General features: G+C 43.1%; 14 protein-coding genes. 9 read left to right on the top strand and 5 right to left on the bottom strand.

The genetic code is table 11. The features are described 5' to 3' along the window. The first annotated feature begins 181 nt into the window (after window positions 1-181). The 5 genes from ACHUGF_RS03090 (at window position 182) to ACHUGF_RS03070 (ending at window position 4311) form a co-directional block, all read left to right on the top strand. Window positions 182-751, top strand: a complete 570-nt coding sequence (locus ACHUGF_RS03090; protein WP_394129317.1) for a hypothetical protein — start codon at window positions 182-184, stop codon at window positions 749-751. Between the two features lie 24 nt (window positions 752-775). Then, the gene (locus tag ACHUGF_RS03085; protein ID WP_394129316.1) at window positions 776-1657 is read left to right on the top strand and encodes a hypothetical protein; all 882 of its coding nucleotides are present in this window, start codon (window positions 776-778) and stop codon (window positions 1655-1657) included. A gap of 240 nt (window positions 1658-1897) precedes the next feature. Further along, window positions 1898-2422 (top strand): ATP-dependent protease subunit HslV, encoded by a 525-nt coding sequence (hslV, locus tag ACHUGF_RS03080; protein WP_394129315.1) that lies wholly within the window; start codon window positions 1898-1900, stop codon window positions 2420-2422. Window positions 2423-2444: 22 nt separating this feature from the next. Beyond that, window positions 2445-3773, top strand: coding sequence for an HslU--HslV peptidase ATPase subunit (gene hslU / locus ACHUGF_RS03075; protein ID WP_394129314.1), 1329 nt, complete (start codon window positions 2445-2447; stop codon window positions 3771-3773). Between the two features lie 157 nt (window positions 3774-3930). Next, complete coding sequence (locus ACHUGF_RS03070) at window positions 3931-4311, top strand: gamma-butyrobetaine hydroxylase family protein (RefSeq protein ID WP_394129313.1); 381 nt, start codon at window positions 3931-3933, stop codon at window positions 4309-4311. Between the two features lie 64 nt (window positions 4312-4375). Here ACHUGF_RS03070 and ACHUGF_RS03065 read toward each other — a convergent pair whose 3' ends face one another. Next, window positions 4376-5578: an MFS transporter gene (locus ACHUGF_RS03065; protein WP_394129312.1), complete on the bottom strand. Its 1203-nt coding sequence runs from the start codon at window positions 5576-5578 to the stop codon at window positions 4376-4378. Between the two features lie 159 nt (window positions 5579-5737). Here ACHUGF_RS03065 and ACHUGF_RS03060 point away from each other — a divergent pair, with 159 nt between their 5' ends. The 3 genes from ACHUGF_RS03060 to ggt all read left to right on the top strand — a co-directional run bounded on the left by ACHUGF_RS03060 (window position 5738) and on the right by ggt (window position 9217). Further along, the gene (locus ACHUGF_RS03060; RefSeq protein ID WP_394129311.1) at window positions 5738-6619 is read left to right on the top strand and encodes a LysR substrate-binding domain-containing protein; all 882 of its coding nucleotides are present in this window, start codon (window positions 5738-5740) and stop codon (window positions 6617-6619) included. 32 nt (window positions 6620-6651) lie between these two features. Continuing rightward, entirely contained in the window at window positions 6652-7251 is a 600-nt protein-coding gene (locus ACHUGF_RS03055) for a hypothetical protein (RefSeq protein WP_394129310.1), read from the top strand. Between the two features lie 235 nt (window positions 7252-7486). Beyond that, window positions 7487-9217, top strand: coding sequence for a gamma-glutamyltransferase (gene ggt, locus ACHUGF_RS03050; protein ID WP_394129309.1), 1731 nt, complete (start codon window positions 7487-7489; stop codon window positions 9215-9217). 116 nt (window positions 9218-9333) lie between these two features. Here the strand turns inward: ggt and acnB are convergent, their stop codons facing one another. Then, complete coding sequence (acnB, locus tag ACHUGF_RS03045) at window positions 9334-11931, bottom strand: bifunctional aconitate hydratase 2/2-methylisocitrate dehydratase (RefSeq protein WP_394129308.1); 2598 nt, start codon at window positions 11929-11931, stop codon at window positions 9334-9336. 407 nt (window positions 11932-12338) lie between these two features. Here acnB and hxpB point away from each other — a divergent pair, with 407 nt between their 5' ends. Next, complete coding sequence (gene hxpB, locus ACHUGF_RS03040; RefSeq protein ID WP_394129307.1) at window positions 12339-13001, top strand: hexitol phosphatase HxpB; 663 nt, start codon at window positions 12339-12341, stop codon at window positions 12999-13001. A gap of 92 nt (window positions 13002-13093) precedes the next feature. On the opposite strand, the gene ACHUGF_RS03035 is transcribed toward hxpB, so the two are convergent. The 3 genes from ACHUGF_RS03035 to lpdA form a co-directional block, all read right to left on the bottom strand. Continuing rightward, entirely contained in the window at window positions 13094-15346 is a 2253-nt protein-coding gene (locus tag ACHUGF_RS03035; RefSeq protein WP_394129306.1) for a patatin-like phospholipase family protein, read from the bottom strand. An 85-nt stretch (window positions 15347-15431) separates the two neighbouring features. Then, a complete protein-coding gene (locus ACHUGF_RS03030; RefSeq protein ID WP_394129305.1) occupies window positions 15432-19829 on the bottom strand; it encodes an EAL domain-containing protein in 4398 nt (1465 codons plus the stop codon). A 163-nt stretch (window positions 19830-19992) separates the two neighbouring features. Next, entirely contained in the window at window positions 19993-21423 is a 1431-nt protein-coding gene (gene lpdA / locus ACHUGF_RS03025) for a dihydrolipoyl dehydrogenase (RefSeq protein ID WP_394129304.1), read from the bottom strand. Window positions 21424-21462: the final 39 nt, after the last annotated feature.

Below are 21462 nucleotides of genomic sequence, written 5' to 3'. Positions count from 1 at the left end.
TATAAGTTACTTGAACTTGCGCATTTTACCCGATGGTGTATTGGTTGAATCTCTGTTAACTTAATGAAATACAGATAGTTAACCGTGCGCATATTTCAAAGTATTCAGAACTAATGCGCGTTAATCCCATTAAGTGCGCATGCGCACTATACAAATGTTACGTGTCTCCCTAGAGTCAAGCATGGAAGAATTTAAAAGCTTAGAAGAATTAACAGAGATGGATGAAAAGCATCGATTGATGGGTGCTATCTGTGGCTCTGTGCCTAGCCTAGAAAGAATGCATAAGTATCTTTCGGAGGAAGTTCTCAACGAAGAAGTTCCTGAAGAAATCCAAGGGCAATTTAATGTAGCTAAAAACATGGCTCTGTATTCTTACTATTTCTATGCTCTAGATCCTGAAGTTCACCTTAAAACGTACACGATCATTGAGCACGCATTGCGGATTAAGACTAATCCCAAAAAGAAGATGATGTTCAGAGCACTAATGAATCATGCTGTATCGAAACGCTGGATTAAAGATTCAGGGTTTCGTCATATAGATAATCCAAGCCCTGACAATGAGTGGTGCAAATCAATGGTAGATGTGATGTCTGACCTTAGGAATTCTAAAGCTCATGGCTCATCAATGTTGGTTGGTGACTGCTTGCATCACATATCGTCATGCGCTGACTTCGTTAATCAACTATTTCCGCAGCTTCAAACTCGTAACAAGTCAAGCAAGAAGGACGCGCTAACGCGCGCCTCTTCTTGAGGCGTTAGGCCATCGGAGTCATCATTGAGTAAATATATATTCATAGATAATTGGGTTCTTGGGCGATTATCAAATGATGAGTTTTACGACTCACTTGTAAACTACATCATGTCTAACGATTTGGTGGTTGTTTTAAATTCATTGTCATTGACCGAATTATATAATCCGAATTGGCAAGATGGAGATAGAGCTGAAATTGCAGTTGAATTTTATTCAATCTTACCGTGTGTCATTGTTGACCCCGCTAAAGTTAAACAAGAAGAAGTTGACAATAACCTCAATAAACTAGAGAAACTGCCGATCGCAATGGACTTGAGGAACGTAGAAAAAAGCGAACGAAAATTGCTTCTTTTAGATGCCCTTCGAGGTGGAGATCTTGCCATTGAGCAAGGGATAAATATCCCTGAATGGGATAAAAGTTATCAAAAAGAAAAATCTGAGTGGCTAGGTAATGTTAACAAGATTATTGCTAACGCAATAAAAAATGGAACACTTAAAAAAGGTAAAAAACCTAGGAAAAAGAAAGACCCAGTAGAAAAAGAAACCTTTTTACTGTCACTAGATATGCGAGAAGTAATTAGTAGCAAATTCGATTTGGTATTTAAATACAGATTGGCGAAAAGAAACTGCACCGATCCTAATTCTGGTGTTAGATTTACCTCTCTTTTATTTTGGCATTTATATATTGATGAAGATCCTTCTAATAAAATTAAACATGGAGGATCGGATATTGGTGATATACACCAAATGAGTCTTATCCCATATTGTGATATTTTCACTTTAGATAAAGCCATGTTTAGGTTGGTTAGCAAAGTAAAAGGTGATTGTAATCCTTTGAATTGTAGGATTTTAACCAAAAATACATTAGAAACAGAAATTCACAGTTTCTGCAATAAAATCACCTAACAAGAGACTATGGCGTCAATAGCTAGCTTTTGGCGTTCCACACAGCATCCAAATCCAACCTCATTCACTTTTAACCAAACCAATACATAGATGAACACGTTTAAACGTTTCTCAACAAACAACCTGCGCTAATCCAGTTAGCGCTTTTTTATACCTTGAAAATCCCTATCACGCCCCCATATCCACTATATCTACCAGCAGCACTCCCAATTTTAGCTGCCGACGTTAAGAGGATTTACCGTGACTACTATCGTATCCGTACGCCGCAATAATCAAGTTGTCATCGCAGGTGATGGCCAAGTTTCCCTCGGCAATACTGTCATGAAAGGCAATGCCCGCAAGGTGCGTCGCTTATACCACAACAAAGTACTTGCTGGATTTGCTGGCGGTACTGCTGATGCATTCACGCTTTTTGAGCGTTTTGAAACCAAACTCGAAATGCATCAAGGCCACCTACTCAAATCAGCCGTTGAGTTAGCTAAAGATTGGCGTACCGACAAAATGCTACGTAACCTAGAAGCTATGCTGATTGTGGCAGATACCGAGGCGTCATTGATCATCACAGGTAATGGTGATGTGGTGCAGCCAGAGCACGATATTGTTGCCATTGGCTCAGGCGGTAACTTTGCCCACGCTTCAGCGCTGGCGTTAATTCAAAATACTGAACTCACCGCACGTGAAATTGCTGAAAGATCACTGACTATTGCGGGTGATATTTGTGTGTACTCTAACCAGCACAAAACGATTGAACAAATCGACTACTAAATTCTGAACGTAAGGAAAAATTATGTCTGAAATGACACCTCGCGAGATTGTCCACGAATTAGACTCGCACATTATCGGCCAACAAAATGCGAAACGTTCAGTTGCTGTAGCACTGCGTAACCGCTGGCGTCGTATGCAACTTGAGCCATCTTTGCGCCAAGAAGTCACCCCAAAAAACATTTTAATGATTGGCCCTACTGGTGTGGGTAAAACTGAAATTGCTCGTCGTCTTGCTAAGCTGGCTAACGCGCCATTTATTAAAGTAGAAGCCACTAAGTTTACCGAAGTGGGTTATGTGGGTAAGGAAGTTGAGCAAATCATTCGTGATTTAACTGACTCAGCAATAAAAATGACCCGCGAAACGCAAATGAAAAAGTGCCGTTTCCGCGCAGAAGAGCAAGCAGAAGAGCGCATTTTAGATGCCTTGCTGCCTAAGCCAAAAGATGAGTGGGATACTGACAACAAAAGCGATTCCAACACCCGTCAAATCTTCCGTAAAAAACTACGTGAAGGTCAGCTAGACGACAAAGAAATCGAAATTGATATCGCTGCTCCGCAAATTGGTGTAGAGATCATGTCGCCTCCGGGCATGGAAGAAATGACCAATCAACTTCAAGGTCTATTCCAAAACATGGGCGGTCAAAACACCACTAAACGTAAGAAGATGAAAATCAAAGATGCGTTTAAACAACTGGTTGAAGACGAAGCGGCCAAGTTAGTTAACCAAGAAGATCTTAAAGAACAAGCCATCGACCTTGTCGAACAAAACGGCATTGTATTCTTAGATGAAATCGACAAGATTTGTAAGCGTGGTGACACCTCTGGCCCTGATGTGTCTCGCGAAGGTGTACAACGTGACTTACTGCCATTGGTTGAAGGCTGCACAGTCACCACTAAACACGGCATGGTAAAAACCGACCACATTTTGTTTATTGCTTCTGGCGCATTCCAAATGGCTAAGCCATCTGACTTGATCCCTGAGCTACAAGGTCGCCTACCTATTCGTGTTGAATTAGACGCGTTAAGTGCCAACGATTTTGAACGTATTTTAACTGAGCCTCATGCCTCATTGACTGAGCAATATGTGGCGCTGATGGGTACAGAAGGCGTGAAAATTGAGTTTGCAGAGTCAGGTATTAAACGCATTGCAGAAGCTGCATGGCAAGTTAACGAGCGCACTGAAAACATTGGTGCACGCCGTTTACACACTGTGATGGAAAAGCTGATGGAAGAGATCTCGTATGATGCCTCTGACAAGTCAGGTTCATCTTTTGTGATTGATGACAAATACGTTAATGAGCACCTAGACTTATTGGTACAAGATGAAGACTTAAGCCGCTTTATTCTATAGGTGGATGTGCTACCTCGGTCGCATTTTTTGCCGAGGTTGCCTGGTAAATTAGCCATTAGTAATATTATTACTGACGACTTTACCAAGCTTCAAATAAGGTGGTGAGCTTCAATGTAAGCGCCACCTTTTTATTATCAAGTTTAAAGAGAGCATCGCCATGACCACACCTACCGTGACAGGCTTAAAGCTGAAACGTAAATCTAGAATGTTAGAAGTCACTTTCGACACCAATGAAACCTTCAACATCAGTTGTGAAATGCTCAGAGTGCACTCGCCTTCTGCTGAAGTGCAGCGCCACGGCAACCCGATTTTGGTCACTCATAAAAAGAACGTCAACATTACTGATATCAAACCGGTGGGTAATTATTCAGTGAAACTTGTCTTTGATGATGGCCACGACACAGGGCTATTTACTTGGAAAATTCTCTATGAACTAGGGAGCCAACAAGTGGAAATCTGGGAGCGATACTTAGCCAGATTACGCGCAGAAAAAGGCTCACGTGAGCCATTAATCGATATGAATATTAAGTACTCATAATCCTTACAAGTTTACTCAATAAAAAGGCCAATACATCAGTATTGGCCTTTTTCATTAACTCAATCTAACACTGAGCAACCTCAGTTTTATCCATATCAAACTGACTTTTATTTCGCTTATCTAAGCGGCCGCTTAATCTAGTCAATAGCAGCGCGAGTAGTACGATTAACGCACCGACCCATGGTGTATGCATCAACCCAGCTTGCGCGACAATCATCCCGCCGCCCCATGACCCCAGTGCAATACCCACGTTAAATGCGGCAATATTTAACCCTGAGGCCACATCCACGGCATCTGGGGTATACTTCTCAGCTAACTTAACCACATATACCTGCAACCCAGGCACATTACCAAATGCAAAGGCGCCCCATACCAGAATCGTCAATACCGCGGTAATACTATTGAATGCAGTGACATTAAACACCAGCAATACCACGGCTAAGCCAGAAAATATTACCGTCAGGGCACGCACTGGACCTAATCTATCAGCCATTTTCCCGCCCCAAATATTGCCAATTGCAACGGAGACACCATAAACCAGCATGATGAGGCCAACTGCATTGGCATTGAACCCGGAGACATTTTCTAAAATAGGCGCCAAAAAAGTGAACGCAGTAAATGTGCCACCATAACCAAGTGCGGTAATCCCATAAACTAACAATAAACGCGGTTGAGTCAGCACACGCAGTTGCGAAGATAACTTGGTACGCGGCGGTTGTTTCAAGTTATTAGGGACTAATAATGCACTTCCTAGTAGTGCAATCAATCCAAGTACGGCAACGGTTAAAAACGTAGCTTGCCAACCAAATGCTTGACCTATGTAGGTGCCTAATGGCACCCCTGTGACCAACGCGACAGTTAAACCCGTGAACATAATCGCAATCGCACTGGCCGCTTTCTCTTTTGACACGAGTCCCGTCGCAATGGTTGAACCAATCGAGAAAAATACCCCGTGAGCTAAACCGGTTAAAATGCGTGCGGCAACCAAAGTGCCATATCCCGGTGCTTGCCATGCCATTAAATTACCCAGAACAAATAATGACATCACAGCCAACAACACGTGTTTTCTATTCCACTTGCCGGTTAAGGCGGTTAGCACTGGCGCGCCAATGGCAACACCTAATGCATATAAACTGACTAACAACCCTGCTGATGGCAGGGAAACATTTAAATCCCTGGCCATGGTTGGGATCAATCCAACAATCACAAACTCAGTGGTTCCAATCGCAAAGGCGCTAAGCGTCAATGCAAGCAGTGCTAAAGGCATAATCAACTCTCAATATGTGCAAACTCAAATCCAACATCTGAGCCATTTCATCTTGGGCGACATTATGCGCTGAGCTATATTTGTAAAAAACAGCATTTTCGTCAAATGACTTTTGTACTTTTTAGTGGTAATAATGTTTTTTTGCTTGTGAGTTTATTTATGCATACACGTTCTGACGATTTACTGATGCTGCTTGCTGTGGTTGACAGCGGCGGGTTTTCTGCTGCAGCAGAAGCACTTAATCAGCAGGTGGCCAAAGTCTCTCGTGCCGTCAATAAAGTTGAAAAACAATTAGGGATGTCCATTCTTAATCGCACCACAAGGCGGGTTGAACTCACTGAAGAAGGCCGGCAATTCGTCAACAGTATCCGTATTGGATTACAGCAAATTCAGCAAGCAGAAGAACAACTGATTTCTCAAGGCGAGCAACCAAAAGGAAAGCTTCGTGTCGATGCTGCTAGCCCGTTTATCTTCCATCAATTAATCCCATTGATTGGAGAATTCAATCGCACTTATCCAGACATTGACTTAGAGTTGACTTCAAACGAAGGCTTTGTGGATTTGATAGAACAACGCACTGATGTTGCCATACGAATTGGCAAGCTTGCTGATTCCACTCTCCATGCTCGCCACCTTGGTAAAAGTGAACTGCACATAGTGGCCTCCCCTGATTACTTGAGTCGACGCGGCCAACCGACAAAAGTACAGGAATTATCTCGCCATGACACGATTGGTTTTTCTGCGCCCAAAATTTTAAACCGCTGGCCACTGAAAGGGTTTGAATTACTCTCGCCTAAATTTACTAGCAGTAATGGTGAAACTGTACGCCAATTGGCATTAGCAGGTAACGGCGTAGCCTGCTTATCAGGCTTTATGGTCAATCAGGATTTGGCTGAAGGGCGTTTAGTCACACTACTTTCAACAGAAAAAACCACCACTGCTGGCCGAGAACAAGTGAGTGCTGTGTATTATCAATCATCCGCTGTAGCGAAACGCATCTCAGCATTTATTGACTTCATTCAACCAAGGCTCAGTTTGTAACTGATGCAAAGCATGTAAGGCTCTACAACACTATGACTCCACTAAAATCAGCATTTATAAATAAATTCACTCGATACACCATCGCACTATTGCTGTGTATGTTTACCCTGTCATCATTGCATGCCAATGAACTGACAGCCTATCAGGATGTACCTAAGCAGTGGCGCACTGAGATCATTCCTTTCCCGCTAAATTTTGCCTCGCAAATACCGCTAATTGGCGTTGAAGAATTAGTATTTGCACCGGGTATGTATGATGCAAGCAAACAAGACTTTTTCAGCTATGCCTTTGTTTGGGCTGTGTCCTCTACCACGATTGATACGCAAACCATGCAACAATATATTCATCAATATTACTTGGGGTTATACAAAGCCGTATCAGGAAAACACCAAGTTGCAAAAGACGAGGTAAAGGTGACTCTCACAGGGAGTAAAGACAATCAGTTCTATAGCGGATATATTGATTGGATTGAGCCGTTTGTTAGCCAACAACCACAAAGATTATTTTTTGAGACCCATCAACAAACATGTGAAAAAACACAGCAAATACGCTGGTATTTTACTGCTTCACCACAAGTCAATTCGCACATTATTTGGCAGCATTTATCAGATTTATCCAAAACCCACTGCTAAATCTATTGAATAGGTTTGCTGTCAGTATCCCCGATAGCAAACCGATGAAGCCTGATACAAAGCTGTTACAACTCAGAAAACTCCCCTCATTTGCGCTAAAGATTGTTATCTCCGATTTGTCACATCTATAGTGATGAGCTTACAAACATTAATAAACGTCCATCTAAACAGGGGGGATTTTTGACCTAAACATACGATGTGCAATAGTTATACGATTCATTTTGCGGAGAAAACCATGCGCTCTCTTATCTTACTTACGCTCACGTTTGTTTCATCAATCTCACACGCTGCAACACCTGCACCTTTTCCGACACAATCCACTCAGACGGGTGAACGCTTTATGGTCAGCGCGACCAATCCTTATGTTTCAAGTACTGGATATCAAGTGCTTGATAATGGTGGTAATGCGGTTGATGCCATGGTCGCAATGCAGATGGTGATGACTGTCGTCGAGCCCGATATGACAGGGCTAGGTGGTGGAACATTTGCCTTATTTTTTGATAAATCAGCTGGAAAGTTTCATGCCTTTGATGGCCGTGATGCCGCTCCCAAAAGTGCCAGCCCTGATATGTTCATGGAAAACGGCAAAGAGGTGCCGAATAGTGAGGTACTTGGCCCTCGTGCCGTCGCAGTGCCAGGCACGCTAAAGCTATTACATGAAGTTCATCAACATCACGGTAAATTACCTTGGGCAAAGCTGGTACAACCGGCCATTGAATTAGCAACTCAAGGATATGCGATGAATAGTTATACCTATGATATTGTCGTCAGAGAGCAGCACCGACTCCATAAAGACCCTGAGATTAAAGCATTGTATTGGCAAAATGATGAAATCAAGTCAACAGGCAGTCTCATACAAAACCCAGCATTAGCACATACCTTATCTATGATCGCACTTCATGGGGCTGATTACCTATATCAGGGTGAATTAGGTAAACGCATCGTCAGTACAGTGAATAGCCGTATTGCTGATGATAAGCCTAAATTATCTATGGATGACTTTAATCAATATCAACTCAAACACAGGGATATCATAAAAACTAGCTATCATGACCATCAAATTGTCTCCTTTGGTTACCCTTCCTCAGGCGGTGTAATGGTAGCGCAAACCCTTGCCATGCTTGAGCCCTTTCAACTAGCCAAAATGCCAATGACTAGCGCTGAACCTTGGCGGTTAATGACAGAGTCTCAGCGTATTTCTCAAGCTGACCGTGTTGCTTACGCGGGTGACCCTGATTTTGTTGAAGATCCAACCGAGCAGTTGCTCGCACCCGAGTACCTTGCCAAACGTAGACAGTTGATTAAACCAACTGGCGTTTTACTAACAGAGCCTAAGGCAGGTGAAATAGGCCATCAGCCTGTGGCCGATACTAAACTTGAAGGCAAGGACACGGGCCACATCTCGATTGTGGATAGCCAAGGCAATGCCATTGCAATGACCAGCACAGTAGGAACAGGCATGGGTTCTGGCGTGATGGTAGACGGTCTATTACTCAATGCACAAATGGATAATTTTACTCACACGCCACTCATTGACGGTAAACCTACCCCTAATGCCATTGCCCCAGAGAAACGACCACGCTCGGCAACCACGCCATTAATGGTCATGGATAAAAACAACCAACTTCGTTTAGTCATTGGCTCGCCTGGTAGTGGCCAGATCCCAGGTTATGTATTGAAAACCTTAGTGGGTGTTATCGATTGGAATTTATCTGCACAAGACGCCATTGATTTACCCAACATTCAATATGGCACCAAAATCGATCGCACCAAATCTGAGAACTCAACGGGTTTATTAGTTGAAAAGAAAACCTTTGCCGAAATGCTGGTACCCGAATTAAGTCACGCAGGCTATCAAGTGCATGTACTGCCGATGGTGAGTGGCTTGAACGCTATTGAGATTAACAAAGGCAAAGTAATTGGCGCCAGCGACCGCAGAAGAGCCTCTACGTCAATGGGGAAGTAGTTTTGGCATCAAAGCCAAGGTAACTTAAAAGTAAGTCAATCTCATAAACAAAAATGCCAGCTGAAATAGCTGGCATTTTTATTATCTAACGCGATGAGACGCTAAACCGCTAAGCATTAAACCGCTGATTGAAAAATCACGCTGTCTGCTTTGTCGGTGTACGACTTAATCTCGTCAAAGTTCAAGTAACGGTATGTGTCAGCTGCTGTCGCATCTAACTCTTTCGCGTATTCTTGATACTCTGCAGGCGATGGTAAACGGCCCAGTAACGCTGCGACTGCAGCAAGTTCAGCCGACGCTAGGTATACGTTTGCACCTGTACCTAGACGGTTCGGGAAGTTACGCGTAGAAGTTGAAACAACCGTTGAGTTCTCAGCAACACGTGCTTGGTTACCCATACACAATGAACAACCTGGGATCTCAATACGCGCACCAACACGGCCAAAGATTGAGTAGTAACCTTCTTCAGTTAGCTGATCTTTGTCCATCTTAGTTGGCGGAGCAATCCATAAACGCGTTGGCAATGTCGTTGCAAACTTGTCTAGCATCTTACCGGTAGCACGGAAGTGACCGATGTTAGTCATACAAGAACCAACGAATACTTCGTCAATTTTAGTATCAACTACAGATGAAAGTAGCACTGCATCATCTGGATCGTTTGGTGCACAAAGGATTGGCTCTTTGATGTCAGCTAAATCGATTTCGATTATTTCAGCGTACTCAGCGTCGCTGTCAGCTTCCATTAGCTCTGGGTTCGCAATGAATTCTTCCATCGCTTTAATACGACGCTCGATGGTACGACGGTCACCATAACCTTCACTGATCATCCACTTCAACATCACGATGTTAGAGTTAAGGTATTCGATGATTGGTGCTTGGTCTAGCTTGATGGTACAACCTGCTGCGCTACGCTCAGCTGATGCGTCAGAAAGCTCAAACGCTTGCTCAACTTTCAGGTGTTCAAGACCTTCAATTTCTAATACACGGCCAGAGAAAGCATTGATTTTACCTTTCTTCTCAACCGTTAATAGCCCCATTTCAATTGCTTTGTGCGGGATAGCGTGTACTAGGTCACGTAACGTGATACCTGGTTGCATTTCACCTTTAAAGCGAACCAAAATTGACTCAGGCATATCCAGTGGCATCACACCCGTCGCTGCTGCGAAAGCAACAAGGCCAGAACCTGCTGGGAATGAAATTCCTAATGGGAAACGCGTATGTGAGTCACCACCTGTACCTACAGTATCAGGTAGTAGCATACGGTTTAACCAAGAGTGGATTACACCATCACCAGGACGAAGTGATACACCGCCACGGTTCATGATGAAATCAGGTAGTGTTTGGTGTGTGTTCACATCAACTGGCTTAGGATATGCCGCTGTGTGACAGAATGACTGCATAGTTAAGTCAGCACTGAAACCTAAACAAGCTAAGTCTTTTAGCTCATCACGGGTCATAGGGCCTGTGGTATCTTGCGAGCCAACAGAAGTCATCTTAGGTTCACAGTATTGGCCAGGACGAATACCGGTTACGCCACACGCTTTACCCACCATTTTCTGGGCAAGGGTATAACCTTTACCCGTATCAGCAACGTCACCTGGACGTACAAATACCTCTGAAACTTCAAGACCTAAGGTCTCACGAGCACGGTCAGTTAGACCACGACCAATAATCAGCGGGATACGACCACCAGCACGAACTTCATCAAGTAATACTTCAGTTTTCAATGAAAACTCAGAAATCACTTCGCCAGTGCTGTTTGACTTAACCACACCTTCGTATGGGTAGATATCAATCACATCACCCATGTTCATTTTGCTTACATCGAGCTCTATCGGTAATGCGCCTGCATCTTCCATTGTGTTGAAGAAGATAGGTGCAATTTTACCACCTAAACAGAAACCGCCAGCACGTTTGTTTGGTACATTCGGGATATCATCACCCATGAACCATAGCACTGAGTTAGTCGCTGATTTACGTGAAGAACCGGTACCAACAACATCACCAACATAAACAAGTGGGTGGCCTTTGCCTTTCAGTGCTTCGATTTCTTTGATTGGACCCACTACGCCAGCTTCATCAGGCACAATACCGTCACGGGCATTTTTTAGCATCGCTAATGCGTGAAGTGGAATATCAGGGCGAGACCATGCATCCGGTGCTGGAGATAGGTCATCAGTATTCGTTTCACCGGTTACTTTGAACACGGTTAAGGTAATTTTTTCAGCAAGCTTTGGACGGTTTAAGAACCAGTCAGCGTTGGCCCATGACTCAACAACTTGCTTAGCCGATGCATTACCTGCTTGCATTTTTTCTACCACATCGTGGTATGCGTCAAACATCAATAGTGTGTTTGATAACGCTTTAACAGCAAGTGGGGCAAGAGCATCATTTTCTAATTGTGCGATCAGTGGTTCAATGTTGTAACCACCTTGCATGGTGCCAAGTAACTCTACTGCACGGTCTGCAGATAGGATTGGTGACGTCACTTCACCTTTGGCTACGGCATCAAGGAATGCTGCTTTTACGTAGGCAGCTTCGTCAACACCAGGGGGAATACGATTTTCTAGTAGGTCGATAATGACGGCTTCTTCACCCGCCGGCGGCGTTTCTACTAACTTAACTAATTCAGCCACTTGTTGTGCATCTAATGGCTTAGGGACAACCCCCTCTGCAGCACGTTCTTCGACGTGTTTACGATATGCTTCTAGCACGGCAACATTCCTCTTTGTTTTGCGCCTTACGGCGAAACCCAGTGCGTCATCAATGTCGCACCGACAATTCCACAGGTTCGGGCTTGAAATCCGACCACAGTATACTACAGCTTTAAAAAAGTATGAATCAGATCACACTATCAGAAGCATGAAATCTACATGATTTTTTCATCAGCATGTCAATTTAAGACAGCATTGCAAACAAAGAAATTAGACAATAGTTTGAAACGAGAATAAATACTTTATTAAACAAATAGTTAATCTAGATATATTATTTAAAACTAAACTAGCTTGAAATTGACTCAATGAAGTTAACTCATCAAAAAATAACCGAATTTGATTGAGACTCACGCTAAATAACCGGATAATTTGCAATCTACTCATCATGAATAATTATTGAGGTATATGTGAATATTCAAGCAGTACTATTTGATATGGACGGCGTGCTCATCGATTCTGAACCTGCCTGGCAAAAGGCTGAGCTTGAAGTGTTCAATCAATTGGGGCTAAACCTCACCCAAACAGATGTTGAACAAACCATTGGCTTGCGTATCGATTTAGTCGTGGACTATTGGTACAAACGCCGCCCTTGGCCTAAATATGACAATGCCCAAACCACTCAAGCCATTGCAGAAAAGGTCGTGGCGTTTATTTTAAAAGAAGGACAAGCATTACCCGGTATTTTGGATGCGATTTCGCTATGTAAAAGCTTTGGCCTCAAAGTAGGCTTAGCGACCTCCTCTCCTCACTACATTATTGACGCGGTGCTCAATAGACTTGCTCTCAACAATGCTTTTGATGCCATAGAATCGGCAGAGCATCTTGCATTAGGCAAGCCTCACCCTGAGGTTTATCTCAATTGCGCGAAAGCACTTGCCGTAGCGGCAGAGCATTGCTTAGCGATTGAAGATTCGTTTAATGGTTTGGTCGCTGCCAGAGCAGCAAGCATGCAAACCATAGCCATACCAGAAGCCAAGTTTGCCAATGACGCCAAGTGGGTTATCGCGCACCATCAGCTGACTGATGCGACTGAATTTGGGCAGGTATTAAACCAATATCAACTTGACTAACACCTCGTTAAACACATAAAAATAGCCCCTCGAAAGTAGATTTCGAGGGGCTTATAATATCGATTGTTTATCACTTAAGCGGTTAACAAGTACTAAAAGTTTTTACCTAAGAATAAGTAAAACGCTTTCTCACCTGTATCCGAGGCACCTAAGCCAACGGCAGCGGGGCCCCATTCAGTGTCTGTGCCTAAAAATAAGCTGCCCGCAAAAATTAACTCATCAATATTAATGTCATCTCTTTCATCCCACACGTTACCACCCTCTATACTGAAGCCTAAATACCAAGGCTTATCCGTACTGAGTACACTACGCGCCAGATCATATTGATAGATAGCTGCACCAAAAACTTTATGTGCACCAGCTAATGCGTTTCTGTGATAACCAGATAAGTTTAAGAATCCACCTAATTCGGCTGGATGCACAGTAAAGTTATTATCGGCTTCGATGGTTGATAGTTCTGCTTTACCCACAAAAGCATGGTTACCGATATGTACAGCCCCCTTCCAATCAGCTTGAAGCTCCCAGGTTACACCATCTTGTGCTTCAAGCAGATCTGACTTAAACCTTTCGTCTCGCACATGAACTAAAACTCTAAATCGGTTACCTTGGGTCGGGAAGCTAATACTGTCCAAGGTGTCATAGCCTATAGAAAAATAGCTACCGACAGAGCGGTAATCGAGATCATTTTCCAAATAAAAATCTTGCTCTATACGTCCTTTTTCAGCGGATAAACCTAACTCAATCGCACCGGCATGTGAATAATTGCTTCCGACACCCACTTTAATTTGACCAACGTTGTTACTTAAGTTGTGAACCAGCTGGTTTTCGCTGTATATGGTCCATTTCTTTATATCGAATTGGAATCGTGAAATCCCGTAGAAGCGTTGATCTTTATCTATGGGTAAATAAAACTCCGTCGCTATCATAGTGCGGTAACCTAACTGCAACTCATTTCGCCACTCACCACCGTATTCGGTTAAATCGGCCATGATATAAGCAAGGTTCACCGACATAGCAGACTCTAGGGTAAAGTCATCTTCCCAGTTAAAGCCTGCCTGAAAATAGTTTGGTCCCCAGGACTTTTGCTGTGCGGTGACAGTCAATACTCGACCATCTTCAGTATCTTGAAATTCAGCATCAACACGTTCAAATTTGTTTAACGAGTAAACCCGTTTTAACGCGTCATTCAATGATTCTTTGGTGACGACATCACCAACTTGGATATCTAATTTTTCCCGTAAGACTTTTTCACTGACTTTAGAATCATTGGCAAAACGCACCTCAACAATTGGACGCTCAAGTGGATCGCTCCAGGCTTTTCTACGCTCAAGTTTTTGTGCCACATAAGCATCAAACTCTGACTGAGCAACACCTAAATCTTGTAACTTTGCCAAGTGTTCATTAGCAGCTGAAATACCTAATATCAATGCTTGCGGCATCACAGAAAAATCAGTGGTGCTGAGGTTATCAACTGCAGGACGAATGAGGATGTCTTGCTCTGTTAATAATTTCTTTTGCTTAATCGCGTTGGCCCGAGTCAGCATGGTCGACAGCTGCTCTAATACAGAAATGGTACTAGTAAGTTTAGACTTATCAGATAATGTTGAGCCAATATCTACAGCAATCACAATATCCGCACCGAGTGCTTTAACGACATCCACAGGCATATTATTGGCAATACCACCATCAACCAGCAACTTACCATCTAACTCTGCTGGTTGCAGAGCGCCAGGAACTGTTGCTGAGGCTTGCATCGCTTGTACAATACTGCCACCATCTAACACAACAGCTTGACTGGTTTCTAGATCCGTTGATACCGCACGATAAGGAATCGAAAGTTCATCAAAATCACCATATTGCTGCACTAAATCTGTAGATTGACGCAACAGCAGTGACATCGTTTGCCCCACCAATAACCCCGTCGGTGCGGTTATTTCTCCGCGATTAAAACCTAAATTTAGCGGGATATTGTAACGGTCACGAAACTGCTTATCTCGATAGCTTAAAGCTTCACGGGGGATAAAATCCGAATAGCCTTCAGACCATTGGCTGGCCATCATAATGGTTTCAATTTCTTCAGCGCTGTAGCCTAGAGCGTACATTCCGCCAACATAAGCACCAATACTGGTACCTGCGATGTAATCAACTGGAATACGGTTGGCTTCGAGTACTTTTAATACACCAATATGGGCAGCACCTTTTGCGCCACCACCACTTAAGACTAAGCCCACCGTTGGCCGTGTTACTGGCTGCTCTTGTTCAGCAAAGGCCAAGAAAGGGCTGAATACTAAGAAAAGCAAGAACAGTAGGCGAGAGCTGTAATTATCCCTGAGCACTGAAAGCATAGATTTAGTCCATTATTATGAAATCCGTTACATTCTAGCAAAAAACAACCAACAAACTGAACCGCTCAGCTGATCCACTATCCAATTAATTTTTCAATAAATACTGCTCAAGCTCAGCGACAGGTAATGGTTTTGAAAAGTAATATCCTTGAATAACGTAACAACCGCGTGAAAAGACTTGCTCAAGCTGCTCTTGCGTCTCTACCCCTTCAGCCACCACATTTAGCTTTAAGTTGCGTGCAAGCTCGATAATACTACTGGTAATAGCTTGGTCGACCGCATTATCCGCAATATTAATCAAGAAAGAGCGATCAATTTTTAGTACGTTGACATCAAAGCTGCTTAAATAAGCCAAAGACGAGTAGCCCGTACCAAAGTCATCAATGGCCACCTGAATACGCATATTTTTCAATTCAGCAAGATGCTCTTTGGCCACGTTGAGCTCTTTCATCAACACCCCTTCCGTAATTTCTACGGCAAGGTTATCTGGCGATATACCTGTTTCACTAATAACTGCGGTTAAATGTTTAATGAAGTCAGGTTGACGGAAATGAACTGCAGATATGTTAACCGAAACATGAAAAGGCTCATTATAGATTGCTTGCCAACGCGCGCCGTCTGTACAAGCTTGACGGATAACCCAACGGTCAATATCAACAATTAGACCGCATGACTCTGCAACGCCAATAAACACATCTGGTGGAATAAAGCCGTCTTTAGGATGTTGCCAGCGAATTAATGCTTCCATACCGATTACTTTGTCGCCATTTAAAATGTCTATTTGAGGCTGGTAGTATAATTCGAACTCGTTTTGCTCAAGTGCTTTGCGAAGGTCCGCTTCAAGTCGCAAGTGATATAAAGCCTCGGCATTCCGTTCAGCCGAGTAATAGCGGAACTGACTTAAGCCATCTTCCTTAGCGTGATACATTGCCAAATCAGCATTTTGAATCAATGCCTCTGGGGTTTGCGCATCATCTGGCCATAAACTGATACCAATACTGGTCGAAATAAAGAATTCACGTCCTTGAATGTGAAATGGCGTGGCTATCTGCTGTATTAATTGTTCTGCAATGTGGTTGATTTGATCGATACTCGTCACGTTACGGATTAGCACCACAAATTCATCACCACCAAAGCGGCATAATATATGATCTGGGCCAATGCATGTTTGCAGACGTCTTGACGCTTCAATCAGCAACGCGTCTCCCATACTGTGACCATAAGAGTCGTTAACATTTTTAAATCTATCTAGATCCAAAAATAATAGCGCGAGTTTTTCATCTGAGCTCTGAGCGAGTTGTGTGACTTGATCAAGTGTGCGAGTGAACATGGAACGATTAGCCAAGCCTGTCAATAAATCACTATTAGCTAAGCGGCGTAAGTTAGATTCATTTTGTTTTCGCTCAGTAATATCGGAAAACACCACAACATAATGCGTCGACCCACCAGGCGCATTCTGCATAAGTGAAATATTGAGCCACACAGGGCAGGTATCGCCATCTAATCGACTTAGATTGCGCTCCCCACTCCAATAAGACTGATGAGCAAACAACTTATCAATATCCAAGGGCACTTTGCTGCCCACAATGAGTTCTGAAAATTGCTTACCGATTAACTCTTGCTCAGTTGCAGATAAGATGAGGGTTGCCGCTGCATTGGTAATTTTGATCGACTTATCACTGTCTAGAATCATCATACCTTCTGAAGTATTTTCAAATGCAGCGACTAACAGCGACACTTCGCTCTGTAACTCTTTTTGTTCTGTAATGTCGGTAAAAATACCTGCGGCTTCTCGTAACTCACCTGTTTCATCGTCAGTGGTAATGGCTCGACCACGAACGCGCATCCAGCGCCAGCCTTTGTCAGCATGCTTGTAACGATATTCTACGTCTATCAAACCATCTGAAGATTGCTTAAATTCTTGCCAAGCGGACTTTGCATGACTGATATCATCTGGATGGACAGGGATTGAGCCCACATGATTAATTAACGTTTCTTGGTCGCCAAGTACACCACCTCGATTATCAAGGTAAATGTGTTGGGTATCCCAGCGCCATAAATCTGAATCACTGCCGCGTAAAGCTTGATAAAGCCGTTCATCGCTTTCCATCAATGCGGTATTCATCGCTTTCATATTATTAATCTGGCGTTGGCGTAAAGCGACAATCAATACGGTGAGCAAGATGAGGGTAAATAACACAGCACTCTTAAATTTGCTGGTTTGCCACCAAAAAGCATTCACAGTAAATGTATAAACATAGGGTCGCTCTGACCAAATACCATTGCTTTGATAAATAAGCTCTAATGTATAAACTCCATCAGTTAAACTGGCAAAGTTAATCTGTGACTTGCCTTCAAGCAGCAAATAGTTACCGACGGAATCTCCTTCTCGCGTCAAGCGGTACTGAATATTGAGTGGCTTTGAGTCAATGTAATCTAACGAGGCAATTTGAAAGCTCAACATCCCAGCACCTGCTGCGACTTGCATGCCTTGCTTAGGAATAATGTCTACCAAGGTTTGCTCATCGAAGTAAAGGGTGACGGACTCCAATATGATTTCATCTTGAACGATGCGATTAGATAAGCGCTCTGGGTCAATCAACATCAAGCCATCAGGTGTGCCGATATATAAACCTTGATCGGCACGATAAGCGATGGCCATTTCATTAAACTCGTCAGAAATAAATCCATCTCGGTTCAAATACACTTTCACCTCTTGGGTGACAAGGTTTTGCTTGATAATCGAGTCATTACAACCAATGATATTGCTGCGATCGGTTTGTAACATAAAATACACAGTATTGCATTCTACGCCCCATTTTTTAGTCAAGTTGACGACTTGATGATTAGTGGTATCAAATTCATAGATGCCTTTTTGAATCGTCGCCAACCAGAGAGTGTTGGGCCTAACTGGCATCATGTTGGATACTTCAACATTTTCTGGCAAGAATGGCGTCATACTATGAAATTGATGCTGCTCGTCAAAATAGCCAAAATAGAGGCCGCCTATCCAAAGTCTATTGTGATTGTCATGTAGAATAGAATTGAACCAAATGTGTGACAAAGGCGCATCGGAAATATCCACTTTAACAAGATCCGCTTCACCTTGTTGCCAGTAAAATAACCCCGCTGTACTGGGTAACCAAATTCGCTCGGAAATGTAAGGGTCGTGATAGGCTGTGATGACAATCTCATGTTCAAGGGAGTTTTTACCGCCAGACCAATCACTGAATCGCATGCTTTGATGTGTATGCTTGTTAATGACAAACAAGCCATTTGTGCTGGCTAACAAAAGATGATTGTTATCCAACGGCATAATGGTATACACACTGTCCGTTACTAAAAATCCATCTGGCTGAATCCACTTTGCCTTGCCATTATTCTCGGTCACCATGATCCCGCCGTCGGACCCCAACCAAAGCGAATCTGACTCAGGGTAAATCGCCCAAATCATTTCATTGGGTAATTGATGGCGAGTCTCAGCAGTAAAGCTTTGTTTGATAAAATTTGCCGGTGGAGAAATAAGTGCTAAGCCATCGCCAGAGCCACCAACCCAAATCAAACCATTATCATCAATCACCATGTCATTGACGTATTCAATATTGGCGGCTTGCTTCAGCTCTTTGCGATAATTAATATGAGTATCAGGACTTGTCTCTGGGTGCCAGCGCATTAACCCATCACGGCCACTGAGCCATAAATAGCCTTCTTTGTCGGATAAAATGCGCGAAAGATTATATTCAAAACCATCAACTCGCTTAATCGCTTTTGAACTCAGCTCAACGTTAAATAAACCAACCGATGACGTTAGCCAGATCATATCCTCTCGTAAAATCACCTTGCCAATTTTGCCAAGGTTAGCGGGCCAGTCAATGTAGTGCTCATTGCCAATTTGTAGTCTTTTTGTCGCGACAAATATCTTTTCTTGGCTGGGTGTTTCAAAGAAGCTGTGCCAGCGCATGCTAGCGTCAAGCTCGTAATCAGATACTTGTTGTATTTGCAGTGTCTTAGTATCGAGAGAATACAAGTCGCCCACATTAGTCATCAACATCAAGGTGCCATTGTCTAATGTCTGCACATCCACCACCACTGTACCCCTGCCCTGCTCTTGGGTTTTATTGGGTAAGGTTAAGGGGATAAACTGGTTTTCATTGATGTTATATAGATAGATATTGCTAAAAGAGGTGGCCAGCATATGGTGCTGATCAACAGGAATAATGTTCTCAAACATTGGGTCATTAATGACAGTGTCCAAGCCCACTTTATCAATACGGCGGACAGTAGTACTACTGACTCGATATAAGCCATCCTCAGTCGCTAACCAAGCAAAACCATATTGATCAAAGCTGATGTCATTGATTGATGCATTCGTGAGTCCATCACGTACATTAAATACTCGCTGTACGATTTCCGAATGCACAGCATAAGCTGACGGCAAGTAACCGAAAAGGAAGATTGAAACAAACAGAAGTAAACGGAACATTAAATAACTGAAAAACCTCGATAAATACAACTATGCAAATTCGATGTAGTTGTCCGTTACTTACATCACACAATAGCAACTTAAATATAGCATTCATTTCAATGCTCGCAAAAAAAAAGCACCCCTCAGGGTGCCTTTTCTAACAAAGTGTAACTTTTGTAAATTACTTCTTCTTTTTAATCGCTTTTGGGTTAGGTAAATCAGTAATTGAACCTTCGTAAATTTCAGCCGCTAAACCAACTGACTCATGCAGTGTTGGGTGAGCATGAATAGTCAGTGCTAAATCTTCCGCATCACAACCCATCTCAATTGCTAGACCAATTTCGCCCAGTAGTTCACCACCGTTAACACCTACGATAGCACCACCAATTACACGATGAGATTCTTTATCGAAGATTAACTTAGTCATACCATCAGAAGCGTCTGATGCAATCGCACGGCCACTTGCAGCCCATGGGAAAGTTGCAGTTTCATAAGCAACACCTTGCTCTTTCGCTTCTTTCTCAGTAAGACCAACCCAAGCTACTTCTGGGTCAGTATAAGCAATCGATGGGATCACTTTCGGGTCGAAGAAGTGCTTAAGACCTGAGATAACTTCAGCTGCTACGTGACCTTCATGCACACCTTTGTGCGCCAACATAGGTTGACCTACGATATCACCGATAGCAAAGATGTTATTTACGTTAGTACGCATTTGCTTATCAACATTGATAAAGCCACGCTCATCAACCTTAATACCTGCTTTCTCAGCGTCCAATGACTTACCATTTGGTGTACGACCAATCGCCACTAATACGGCATCATAACGGACTGGTTCAGCAGGTGCTTTCTTGCCTTCCATTGTGACGTAAATACCGTCGTCTTTTGCTTCAACCGCTGTCACTTTGGTTTCCAGCATTAAGTTGAACTTCTTCTTGATCTTCTTAGTGAAGATACGAACAACGTCTTTATCTGCAGCTGGGATCACTTGGTCGAACATTTCAACCACGTCAATTTCACTACCTAGCGACGAATACACAGTACCCATCTCAAGACCGATAATACCACCACCCATCACAAGCAACTTGCCAGGTACTTCTTTTAGTTCTAAGGCATCAGTTGAATCCCAAATACGTGGGTCTTCATGTGGGATAAATGGCAGCTCAATTGGACGAGAACCCGCTGCAATGATGGCATGCTCGAAGTTAACGGTAGTTACACCGTCTTTGCCTTCAACAGCAATAGAGTTAGGGCCAGTAAACTTACCGAAACCGTTAACCACGTTAACTTTACGCATTTTAGACATGCCGCCTAAACCGCCAGTTAATTGGCCAATCACTTTTTCTTTGTAGCTACGTAGCTTGTCTAGATCGATTTGCGGCTCACCAAAAGTGACACCGTGATCTGCAACTGTTTTTGCTTCTTCAATCACTTTAGCAACATGCAATAATGCTTTTGAAGGAATACAACCTACGTTTAGACAAACACCACCAAGCGTGTCAAAACGCTCGATAATCACTGTCTCTAAACCTAAATCAGCAGCACGAAACGCCGCAGAATAACCTGCAGGGCCTGCACCTAATACCACAACTTGAGTTTTAATTTCGTTACTCATGACTTCCTCTAATCTCTTCATTCCGTTAGGGAGACGGAC

Origin of the sequence: Shewanella maritima (genome assembly GCF_043643735.1) — a bacterium.
GTDB lineage: Bacteria > Pseudomonadota > Gammaproteobacteria > Enterobacterales > Shewanellaceae > Shewanella > Shewanella maritima_A.
The sequence above is the reverse complement of the archived record's forward strand: the minus strand, read 5'-3'. Positions and strand labels throughout refer to the sequence as shown.

What these genes read in the sequence shown, in the direction of transcription:
- ACHUGF_RS03090 (WP_394129317.1), top strand. Translation starts at nt 182, where the DNA reads ATGGAAGAATTTAAAAGCTTAGAAGAATTAACAGAGATGGATGAAAAG.
- hslU (WP_394129314.1), top strand. Translation starts at nt 2,445, where the DNA reads ATGTCTGAAATGACACCTCGCGAGATTGTCCACGAATTAGACTCGCAC.
- ACHUGF_RS03070 (WP_394129313.1), top strand. Translation starts at nt 3,931, where the DNA reads ATGACCACACCTACCGTGACAGGCTTAAAGCTGAAACGTAAATCTAGA.
- ACHUGF_RS03065 (WP_394129312.1), bottom strand. Translation starts at nt 5,578, where the DNA reads ATGCCTTTAGCACTGCTTGCATTGACGCTTAGCGCCTTTGCGATTGGA.
- ACHUGF_RS03060 (WP_394129311.1), top strand. Translation starts at nt 5,738, where the DNA reads ATGCATACACGTTCTGACGATTTACTGATGCTGCTTGCTGTGGTTGAC.
- ACHUGF_RS03055 (WP_394129310.1), top strand. Translation starts at nt 6,652, where the DNA reads ATGACTCCACTAAAATCAGCATTTATAAATAAATTCACTCGATACACC.
- ggt (WP_394129309.1), top strand. Translation starts at nt 7,487, where the DNA reads ATGCGCTCTCTTATCTTACTTACGCTCACGTTTGTTTCATCAATCTCA.
- ACHUGF_RS03035 (WP_394129306.1), bottom strand. Translation starts at nt 15,346, where the DNA reads ATGCTTTCAGTGCTCAGGGATAATTACAGCTCTCGCCTACTGTTCTTG.
- ACHUGF_RS03030 (WP_394129305.1), bottom strand. Translation starts at nt 19,829, where the DNA reads ATGTTCCGTTTACTTCTGTTTGTTTCAATCTTCCTTTTCGGTTACTTG.
- lpdA (WP_394129304.1), bottom strand. Translation starts at nt 21,423, where the DNA reads ATGAGTAACGAAATTAAAACTCAAGTTGTGGTATTAGGTGCAGGCCCT.